Source organism: Ornithinimicrobium sp. (assembly GCF_051004135.1).
Classification (GTDB): domain Bacteria; phylum Actinomycetota; class Actinomycetes; order Actinomycetales; family Dermatophilaceae; genus Ornithinicoccus.
This window is the reverse complement of record NZ_JBPCKQ010000153.1, coordinates 1-9,141: the sequence shown is the minus strand read 5'-3', so window position 1 is coordinate 9,141 and position 9,141 is coordinate 1. Positions and strand designations below refer to the sequence as shown.

General features: G+C 58.3%; 7 protein-coding genes and 2 pseudogenes. 5 read left to right on the top strand and 4 right to left on the bottom strand.

Features of this window, described 5'->3' with window-relative positions:
- A partial coding sequence (locus ACR2FV_RS10440; protein ID WP_434015630.1) for a hypothetical protein occupies window positions 1-250 on the top strand: 250 nt, incomplete at its 5' end.
- A gap of 42 nt (window positions 251-292) precedes the next feature.
- On the opposite strand, the pseudogene ACR2FV_RS10435 reads toward ACR2FV_RS10440, so the two are convergent.
- Window positions 293-526, bottom strand: a pseudogene (locus tag ACR2FV_RS10435) (IS3 family transposase); the annotation flags it as partial.
- A gap of 101 nt (window positions 527-627) precedes the next feature.
- On the opposite strand from ACR2FV_RS10435, the gene ACR2FV_RS10430 reads away from it, so the two are divergent.
- Window positions 628-1,179: a transposase gene (locus ACR2FV_RS10430; RefSeq protein ID WP_434015629.1), complete on the top strand. Its 552-nt coding sequence runs from the start codon at window positions 628-630 to the stop codon at window positions 1,177-1,179.
- A gap of 8 nt (window positions 1,180-1,187) precedes the next feature.
- Here the strand turns inward: ACR2FV_RS10430 and ACR2FV_RS10425 are convergent, their stop codons facing one another.
- Together ACR2FV_RS10425 and ACR2FV_RS10420 are read right to left on the bottom strand one after the other, a co-directional pair.
- The gene (locus ACR2FV_RS10425; RefSeq protein ID WP_434015628.1) at window positions 1,188-1,403 is read right to left on the bottom strand and encodes a hypothetical protein; all 216 of its coding nucleotides are present in this window, start codon (window positions 1,401-1,403) and stop codon (window positions 1,188-1,190) included.
- A 62-nt stretch (window positions 1,404-1,465) separates the two neighbouring features.
- The gene (locus ACR2FV_RS10420) at window positions 1,466-2,176 is read right to left on the bottom strand and encodes a DUF7452 domain-containing protein (RefSeq protein WP_434015627.1); all 711 of its coding nucleotides are present in this window, start codon (window positions 2,174-2,176) and stop codon (window positions 1,466-1,468) included.
- A gap of 534 nt (window positions 2,177-2,710) precedes the next feature.
- Here ACR2FV_RS10420 and ACR2FV_RS10415 point away from each other — a divergent pair.
- Complete coding sequence (locus tag ACR2FV_RS10415) at window positions 2,711-5,329, top strand: PQQ-dependent sugar dehydrogenase (RefSeq protein WP_434015626.1); 2,619 nt, start codon at window positions 2,711-2,713, stop codon at window positions 5,327-5,329.
- 261 nt (window positions 5,330-5,590) lie between these two features.
- Here ACR2FV_RS10415 and ACR2FV_RS10410 read toward each other — a convergent pair whose 3' ends face one another.
- The gene (locus ACR2FV_RS10410; protein ID WP_434015625.1) at window positions 5,591-6,910 is read right to left on the bottom strand and encodes a nucleotide sugar dehydrogenase; all 1,320 of its coding nucleotides are present in this window, start codon (window positions 6,908-6,910) and stop codon (window positions 5,591-5,593) included.
- A 472-nt stretch (window positions 6,911-7,382) separates the two neighbouring features.
- Here ACR2FV_RS10410 and ACR2FV_RS10405 point away from each other — a divergent pair, with 472 nt between their 5' ends.
- Window positions 7,383-8,321, top strand: a complete 939-nt coding sequence (locus ACR2FV_RS10405; protein ID WP_434015624.1) for a glycoside hydrolase family 26 protein — start codon at window positions 7,383-7,385, stop codon at window positions 8,319-8,321.
- Between the two features lie 304 nt (window positions 8,322-8,625).
- Window positions 8,626-9,141 (top strand): annotated as a pseudogene (locus ACR2FV_RS10400) (hypothetical protein); the annotation flags it as partial.

Here is a 9,141-nt window from a genome sequence, read left to right as displayed (position 1 = left end):
ACAACTAGCAGAGCTACTCATCGATCGGGTGGTGGTTACCGACGGCGACGTCGAGATCCGATACGTCATCCCCACGACCCCGGAGAGCGAGAAGGTGCGTTTTTGCCATTTGCGTACAGACTATTTCCGCCGTCCAGAGTCTATTTGGCGCGATGGTATGGAAATTTCTCCTCACGAGGTCTGGGGCGGGGACAGCCCGTTTGTCCCGGCGGGTGGTACGTTTCTTCCTATCGCGCAGGCAGCCACGTAAGCCAGCTTTCCGCATTAGCCTCGCTACTCGCTTGCGAGAGCAACGCACTCCCAAAGCTCTGAGCTCAGCATGCACTCTCGGGTAGCCGTAGATCCTTCGACTACGTTCGTGGATCTCCCTGATCTGCTCGGTGAGCTGGGCGTTTTCTCTGTCTCTCCTCGAAGGCGGGCGGTCCTTCCAGTCGTAGTAGCCGCTCCTCGAAACCCGAAGTACCCGGCACAGTAGCGAGATCGGGTAAGTGGCCTTCTCCGCGTCGATGAGCCTGTAAATGCTCACCGGATCCCGTCTTCCCTGGCGAAAAAGGCCGTCGCTTTTCGGAGGACCTCCCGCTCCTGGCGCAGGACCTTATTCTCCTTACGGAGCTTCCTGAGGAAGCCTTGGCCGAGAAGGCTCTTGTCGCGGCCAAAGCCCAACGACACGAGTTGCCCGTCGCCGAGGTCAAGGCCACTCTGGCCTCCGAGATAGCCCGGGAGCTCCTGAGAACCAAGGAGAGGATAGCCGATCTCGAAAAGCGCCTTGAGGAATTGGTGGAGGCCGACCGAAACGGGGAGATCGTTGGGAGCCTGCCGGGAATGGGCCTGATCTTGACGGCCGAGTTCTTGGCGGAGGTGGACGACATCGGTCGTTACGGATCGCCAGATCGCTTCGCCGCAGCTGCGGGCATCGCGCCCGTGCTCAGGGCATCGGGCAGCCTCTCTTACCAGCGAAGACCGAAAAAAGGCAACAGGGCGTTGAAGAGGGTCTTCTACCAGTCAGCCTACTGCGCCATTAGTCACCATGAGAAAAGCAGGGATTACTACCAGCGAAAACGGGCCGAGGGCAAGATGCACGACCAGGCTGTGATAGCGCTGGCACGCCGCAGGGTGAACGTACTGTGGGCGATGCTCAGAGATAGAACCATCTACCAGGAGGTGCATCTGGCCGCTTGACAACTGCATCAGGATACTCTGGCGGGTAGCTCGGTGTTGCTCCCGGCATGTTGTGGACTCCCTTCGTCGGCTTTCACATCCGAAACTCTGGTTTGTCCGCCGACCGGGGTCAAGTCCACACTCGAATGCAATCGCTTCTTGTTGCAGACTTCCTCTATGAACTCGCCTGTGTTCTGCTCGGCCTCCTCAAAGGTCCTATAGTCTTTGAGATAGACCTCTTCCATTTTCAGGTTTCTAGAGTGGTTGCCTTCCTACGCTGTTGATTCATACGCTGCGTGCAGCGCCGCTATTTTGCCGGTGTGGTGCCGTCCGATACGGCTACGTCGAAGGCAGCCCTCTTGGGCATCGGGGCAAGGTCTTGGTTGAGGATCGCCCACTTTTCTTCGGCGTCGTCGTACCAAACACCCACGGGGTGGACATTGTAGATGCCAGTACCTCCTCCCGGATTCCAGTTGGGAGTCACCGTGAGGACAGCGTCGAGGTTGTTGTTGGCCAAGGGGTGGTCGATGTAGGTGCTGTTGTCCACGGTGTTTGCGGATATGGCGCGGTGGACGAACACAGCTTCGCCCGGCCCCTCCGAAAAGGTTACATTAAATATTGCGCCCTTGGGGATGGCCGCGAGATCCTGGTTGAAGATCGCCCACTTACCGCCGCGGTTTGCATCGTACCAAACACCTATAGGGTGAGCGTCGCTAGCGCCTTCGTCCTGATCCCGAACCCGGGTGGCCAAAAGAACGGCGTCAGGGTTGTTGTTGATCAATGGATGGTCAATGTAGGTGCTGTTGTCCACGATGTTTGCGGATGTGGCGTGGTGAACGACGGCGGTTATGCTGGCCCTCGAACTCACCTCCTCGACAGCGGCGTCATCGGCAGCGGCAGAAGCGACGTCGCGGACTCCATCGCCCAGAATGGGAAAATTTTGAGGGTTCTGGTAGAACACGTAGACGAAATACCCGTCGATCGCCAAAACAATGATCGTCAGGATGAGCACTGTCACTTTTGTGTAGCGCCTAAGCAACGTGATGCGTCACCACATGCTTGGCGATGATGGACGTGATGGACTTCACTTTTGGTTTTTCACCGCTGCTTTTCTCCAATCCGTTCAAAGAACCTCAATTCAAGTCCCCGGCCAGAGCCTTTGCTGCTTTCTTCGGGACGGGCGAAGAGGAAGAACCTACTCGGCCCAACACACACAATTTACACTCGATGATCATACAGGCGCATAGGTCACACGGCCTATTTCGTTCCTATGTAAAGGATTCACGACAAAGACTCACGACAAAAGTTAGGTCGCTACCGAGGGCCGTCACAAATGTGCCGATTGGGGGATGCGATTTCTTCGCGCCGTTTGACACAATAATAATATCAGGTGCAATAAACTGGCGGACTAGGGATCCGGTGTCCCTATGGAAGGGGCCAGTGATTGTTCGGAAAGAGGGTTAGCACATCACATGGTTGGACCTGTTTTATGAGGCGCGGTAGGTCTTCGAACACGGCAGGCAGATCCGGCTGCTCTGTAGAGGGAGGAATCATGGCGAAAAGGAACGGTGCAGGAACCTTACGGTTCTCCAGGACGCTGGCGATCATGGCAGCAGTCGCCTTATCAATCGTTGCGCTGGCCCTGGTGCCTCAGCCCGAGGCAGATGCCGTGGCATCGTTACCATCAGGCTTTCAAGAGTCGGTGGTTTTCAGCGGCCTGAACAACCCGACGGCGGTTGAGTTCGCGAAAGGTGGCAAGGTCTTCGTGGCTGAGAAGAGCGGCCTGATCAAGGTCTTTGATGGTTTGTCCGATACTACACCCACCGTCTTCGCCGACCTGCGCACCAACACATACAACTTCTGGGATCGCGGCCTGCTGGGCATGGCCCTGGATCCGAACTTTCCCACGCGTCCGTATGTATATGTACTCTACGCCCACGACGCACCTATTGGCGGCACCGCCCCTCGATGGGGCCAGCCGGGAGTCAGTTCAGATCCCTGTCCAACCCCGCCCGGCGCCACCGGCGACGGATGCGTTGTTAGCGGGCGGCTCTCTCGTCTGCAAGCATCTGGAAACACGACGACGGGCGGCGAGAAGGTGCTGATCGAGGATTGGTGCCAACAGTACCCGAGTCACTCAATCGGCAGCATAAACTTCGGTGCTGATGGGGCCCTCTACGTCAGCGGCGGCGAAGGTGCGAGCTTCACCTTCACCGACTACGGTCAGGCGGGTTCTCCGCCCAATCCCTGCGGCGACCCTCCCGTAGGGGTCGGAGGAACACAGACGCTACCGGGCGCCCAGGGTGGCGCCCTGAGAAGCCAGGACCTGCGCACGGCGGGAGATTCGGTGGGCCTGAGCGGAACTATTGCACGTGTTGAGCCCGACACCGGCGCCGCGCTGCCGACGAATCCCCTTGCCGGCAATCCGGATCCCAATGCTCGCCGCATCGTCGCCCACGGGATGCGCAATCCTTTCCGGTTCACTATAAGGCCGGGCACTAACGAGGTCTGGGCCGGAGATGTCGGCGGGGGAAAGTATGAGGAGATCAATCGCGTGGCGAACCCTACCGGGGGAGTAAAAAACTTCGGATGGCCCTGTTACGAAGGCACCCCCCGCCACCCAGGCTGGGACGCCTTGAACGTGAACGTCTGCGAAAACCTGTATAGTGCCGGGCCAGGCGCGGTGACCGCGCCTTATTTCGCCTACGATCACGCCCAGAAGGTGGTGGCGGGCGAGACGTGCTCTACTGGCAGCTCCTCCATCTCCGGCATGGCCTTTTACAATGGAGGTTCGTACCCGACCAAGTACAGTGGAGCGCTGTTCTTCTCCGATTACTCGCGTAAGTGCATATGGGCGATGTTCAAAGGGGCAAACGGATTACCGGATCCACAGCAAAGGGCCACATTCGTTGCCGGTGCAGAGAATCCGGTCGGGCTAAAGATCGGGCCGGGTGGAGACCTCTTCTACGTCGATTTTTCCGGCGGCACCATCCGCCGCGTGGAGCACTTCGCCGCCAACACGCCACCCAAGGCGGCCGCCACGGCGACCCCGACCAGCGGCCCCACGCCCTTGACGGTCAATTTCGACGGTACCAAGTCTACCGATGCGGACGCAGGTGACACCCTCAGCTACGCTTGGGACCTGGACGGTGACGGAGCTTACAACGACTCAACATCACCGAAGCCTAGCCGGACCTATACCACCACAGGCAACCGCAACGTGGGGTTGAAGGTCACAGATAGCCGCGGGGCATCGGACACACTCGACCAGCCGCTCGTAATTAGCGCCGGTAACAGCCCACCTACAGCGACCATAACGCAACCGGGAGCCATCAAATGGAAGGTGGGACAAAAGATATCATTCTCCGGATCCGCGACCGACCCGCAGGAAGGAACCTTGCCTTCCTCGGCGCTGTCGTGGTCCCTGGTTATCAACCACTGCTACTCTGCAAATATTTGCCACAAACACCCCATACAAGACTACCCTGGCGTTGCCAGCGGGTCTTTCGTGGCGCCGGACCACGAATATCCTTCGTATCTGGAACTGTCGCTTACAGCAACGGATAAGCAAGGACTAAAGAACACTAAAAAGGTGCGGCTCGACCCTCAAACCGTCAAGCTTACATTCCAGACAAGGCCTACAGGGCTCAAGCTGTTGGTCGGCGACAACAGGACGACAACTCCCTTCAGCCGTACGGTGATCGTCGGCTCGAGCAACTCCATCGGTGCACCGTCGCCGCAGCAGTTAGGGGGCAAGAGCTACAGGTTCGTTTCCTGGTCAGACGGCAAGGCGCAAAATCATGTAGTGACCGCCCCCACCACGGCAACCACCTACACCGCGAGCTATAAAGTGACCGGCGCGGTGACCGACACTACAAAGCCCACTGTCTCGCGCGTCACACCGACGCCGGGTTCCCGAATCCGGTACCGCAAACCCACCATACGAGCCACGGTCAGGGACAACGTGACCGATTTGAGAAAGGCCAACATTGCGTTGTTCGTGGACGGCAAGAGGAAACCACGCTTCACTTACGACCGCCGGCAGGATCGCCTGAGCTACACTACCAGGCGCCTCGCCTACAAGCGTCACGTGGTCAAGGTAGTAGCCAGAGACGCTGCTGGAAACAGAAAGATCAGTAGATGGTCCTTTTGGGTGGTGAAGCGCGGGTAGGCAAAGGGCCCACGGCTGCGACTCCTATGGAAAAATGACCATCGGGGCACTATGTTTCAGGATAGTGCCCCGAACAGTCCCCCGAACTTGTTTGTTCGGGCTTCAGGTGAGAACGCCGGAGTGAGTTCACAATCTCGCGCATTGAAGATACTCAGGTTCTTCCTGTTGATGTGCCCAGGAAAGCCGACTTTACACAGCTCTTCGTCCGTATAATCTTGGACGGACGTTCGTCAGCGTGTTTTGTTTCTTGTCAGGCGCGGCTTAAAGTACCTCTACGTTGTCCGGCAACCTGCCTGTCCTCCGGCGAACGGCATTGCGAAAGTCGACCACTTTGGAGGCATTGGCGAGTACATGCTCGAGTTCTACGATGTCGTGGTCGGTGACTATCACCACGCAATCGGCATTCCGAACCTCGTCAGGGGTTAGCTCCACTGAGGAAAGCTTCTTTCCGGGAAGGAAGGGAACGTACGGATCATGATACACTACTTTCGCGCCGGCTTCACGCAATAGCTCGATAATGGTCAGGGAAGGGCTTCCTCTCAGATCCCCGACGTTCGGCTTGTAGCTTGCACCCAAAAGCAAAACCCGACTGCCGCGAACAGCTCGTTCGTTATCGTTTAAGGATGAAACGATCTTCCCCACCGCGTAGTACGGCATGCTCACGTTAACTTTACCTGCAAGCTCGATGAACTCAGTGGTCGAATTGTATGCCCGCGCCCGCCACGAGAGGTAAAACGGATCCACGGGTATACAATGCCCTCCGAGGCCAGGCCCCGGATAGAATGACATGAATCCGAAAGGCTTGGTCTTGGCGGCCTCAATAACCTCCCAAACGTCCACGTTCATACGGTCGCAGAGGACGGCAAGCTCGTTGACCAGGGCGATGTTGACCCCCCGAAAGATGTTCTCTAAGAGTTTGGTCATTTCGGCACTCTCGGGTGCGGATACCAGGTGAACTTCTTCTATTATGGTTTCGTAGAGTTCTGAGGCCCGGCGGGTGCACTCGTCGGTCACACCCCCCACGACTTTGGGGATGTTGTGGACTGTGTATCGCCGATTGCCGGGATCGATGCGCTCGGGAGAAAAAGCCAGGTAAAAGTCCTTTCCTACCTGGTGCGCCCGTTGCTTCGCTGCGTCTCTCGCGCTCGCGCCATTCCGTTCTAGGATAGGCAACAGTACCTCTCGGGTCGTGCCCGGATAGGTAGTACTCTCCAGCACTACCAGGGCCCCCGCGCGTAAGTTGCGCGCGACAGAGCGGGCTCCAGAAGTTAGTATCGAGAGATCTGGCTCCCGATTCTCGGTCAGGGGCGTCGGCAAACATATCACGACTGCTCCGACCTCCTTGAGCGCCGCATGGTCTTTCGTAAACCTCAGCTTGCCAGAAGAGACCAATGGGACCAGACGTTCGCCCGGCACGTCCTCCACATAGGAGTCGCAGGCCGCGAGTGCGGCGACCTTTCTTGAGTCCTTCTCCACGCCGATCACGGAGACTCCTGCCTCAGCAAAAGCCACTGCGAGCGGGAGCCCGACGTATCCGAGACCTACAATGCCCACCTTCTGTGTATTCTGCGTGGCCAACACGCTGACTTTCCTCCTGCCTTACGTTCAGTTATTGAATGTTAGGAGGACAGGGCGATCAGTACATCTGCCGGTTAGCACATTCTGGACATACTGCCTGACCTTTTCTTGAGGCGTTCTTTCGAGAAGGCGAGAAGCGCGCCTTCTCGAACCTGCGGTCGGCCCCCTGGGGGAAGGTCCCCTGGAGGGAACCCATAGTACGATGACCGCTCCCGACACGCCGTCCTGCACACGGCTGTCATCCTTGCTCCGACTACCTCCAGTCTCAAAGTCGCCAATGAGCGAATTCAGAAAAAAAGCGTGCCGACACTAAAGTTCGCATTCGATTGTGCCGATACAGGTAACTGTATGGCAAAGACGCTTGTTAGGGGGGACAAAGTTCCCCACGAGCACTATCGATGGGGGCCTGATGGCTAGAACTCGGCAAGGCAAACAAGTAAAATGGATAAGTTGGGCTACGTTACTAATCTCGTTCATGGCAGCCTCCTTGATAGCCGTGGCGGTCGTAGAAACGACGAGCGATCCGGCCTCAGCCGCTTCGAGAAAGCCGATAGCTCTGGGAGCGGCGATAGATGGGGCTCCCTGGAAACCGGCCAAAATCGACCGATTCTCGAAAATGATCGGCAGGAAACCCGCCGTCGTGATGTGGTACGAGAGCTGGTCGGACACGGGATTTAGCGCGAGAAGGATGAACGCGGTGGCGAAGCGGGGCGCCATGCCGATGGTGACGTGGGAGCCGCGGGACCATCGTCGGGGCGTCAGACAGCCAAGGTACGCCCTCCGCAGCATCGCCCGCGGCAAGCACGATGCCTATATCCGCCGGTGGGCTCGGGACGCCGCGGCGTGGAACAAGCCCCTCTACGTTCGCTTCGCCCACGAGATGAATGGCGGCTGGTACCCGTGGGGCGCCCGGGTCAACGGCAACACGAGCGCCCACTACGTGGCCGCCTGGAGGCGCGTGGTGCGCATCTTCCGCCAAGAGGGAGCCACTAAAGTGCGTTGGGTCTGGTCCCCAAACGTCAGGTGTAATAAGGTCAGATACGCTTCGTTATATCCGGGAGACCGCTATGTCGACTGGGTCGCCCTCGACGGCTACAACTGGGGCAACGTAGGTTCTCGCAACTGGCAGAGTTTCGCCCAGGTATTCGGGGCATCGTACAAAGAGCTCACGCGGCTGACCAGGAAGCCAGTCATGATCGCGGAGACAGCTTCGACTGGGTCCGGTAGGCGCAAGGCGGCCTGGATCCGGCGCGGCCTGCAAGAGGATGTGCGCCGCAGATTCCCCCGCGTAAGGGCGGTGGTCTGGTTTAATAGAAACAAGGAGAGAGACTGGCGGGTCAACTCGTCGAGGCGATCGTTGGCCGCATACAAGAAAGTAGCGGGGTCGGCGCTCTACCAGAGACGACTGCGATAGCAGGAGGCTCAATGCACCGCCGCAGAACGAGTCTCAACGCCCTTGGGAAAGCGTCAGCTTACTCAGGCAATCACCGCTAGCCTTGCGGGATTCGTGGGCAAAACAAATCCATGCGCCGCTTAGCGGACCACTATTCAGTGATCTTGGACGGGGGGTCGAGCAATCCCTTTGTGGTATCGTAAGTGCTTACTCTACGTAGTTTCGGAGACAAGGTACCGACGTGTGCACACCGGAGCGGTAAGTGTCCAAGAGAGGGACCCGGAAAAAAAGAGCTTTACCATCATCCTTTCGTCCGGGTGTGTTGGTGATCTTGGCCGCGTCGTTGGGCCTAGGCTCACTGGTCTTGATCGGAGGCTTACTGCTTCCTGAGCCCGTTGCAGTTCCCAATACGCGTGACGACTCGCTTCCGTCCGCGGAAACTCGGGCGCATAGCGACCCTCTCGCGCTCGGCGCGTTCCTTCCTAACACGGCGAAGGACCCGTCGAGCATAGACCGTTTTACCGACACTATTGGCAAGCGGCCGGCCATTGTAATGTGGTTTCAAGGCTGGGAAAACAATGGCGAGTTTGATGAGCCTCGGCTCGATGCGGTGGCGAAGCGGGGCGCCATGCCGATGGTCACCTGGGAGCCATGGAATCACCGTCGAGGGGTGAAACAGCCCAAGTATGCCCTCCGCAAGGTAGCCGCCGGCAGGCACGATGCCTACATCCGCCGGTGGGCGAGGGACGCAGCGGCATGGAACAAGCCCCTCTACGTTCGCTTCGCCCACGAGATGAACGGCAACTGGTATCCGTGGGGAGCTAACGTAAACGGCAACACT

Bases quoted from the DNA above. Each gene is read 5' to 3' on its own strand.
- ACR2FV_RS10425 (WP_434015628.1), bottom strand. From the start codon at position 1,403: ATGGAAGAGGTCTATCTCAAAGACTATAGGACCTTTGAGGAGGCCGAG.
- ACR2FV_RS10415 (WP_434015626.1), top strand. From the start codon at position 2,711: ATGGCGAAAAGGAACGGTGCAGGAACCTTACGGTTCTCCAGGACGCTG.
- ACR2FV_RS10405 (WP_434015624.1), top strand. From the start codon at position 7,383: ATGGCAGCCTCCTTGATAGCCGTGGCGGTCGTAGAAACGACGAGCGAT.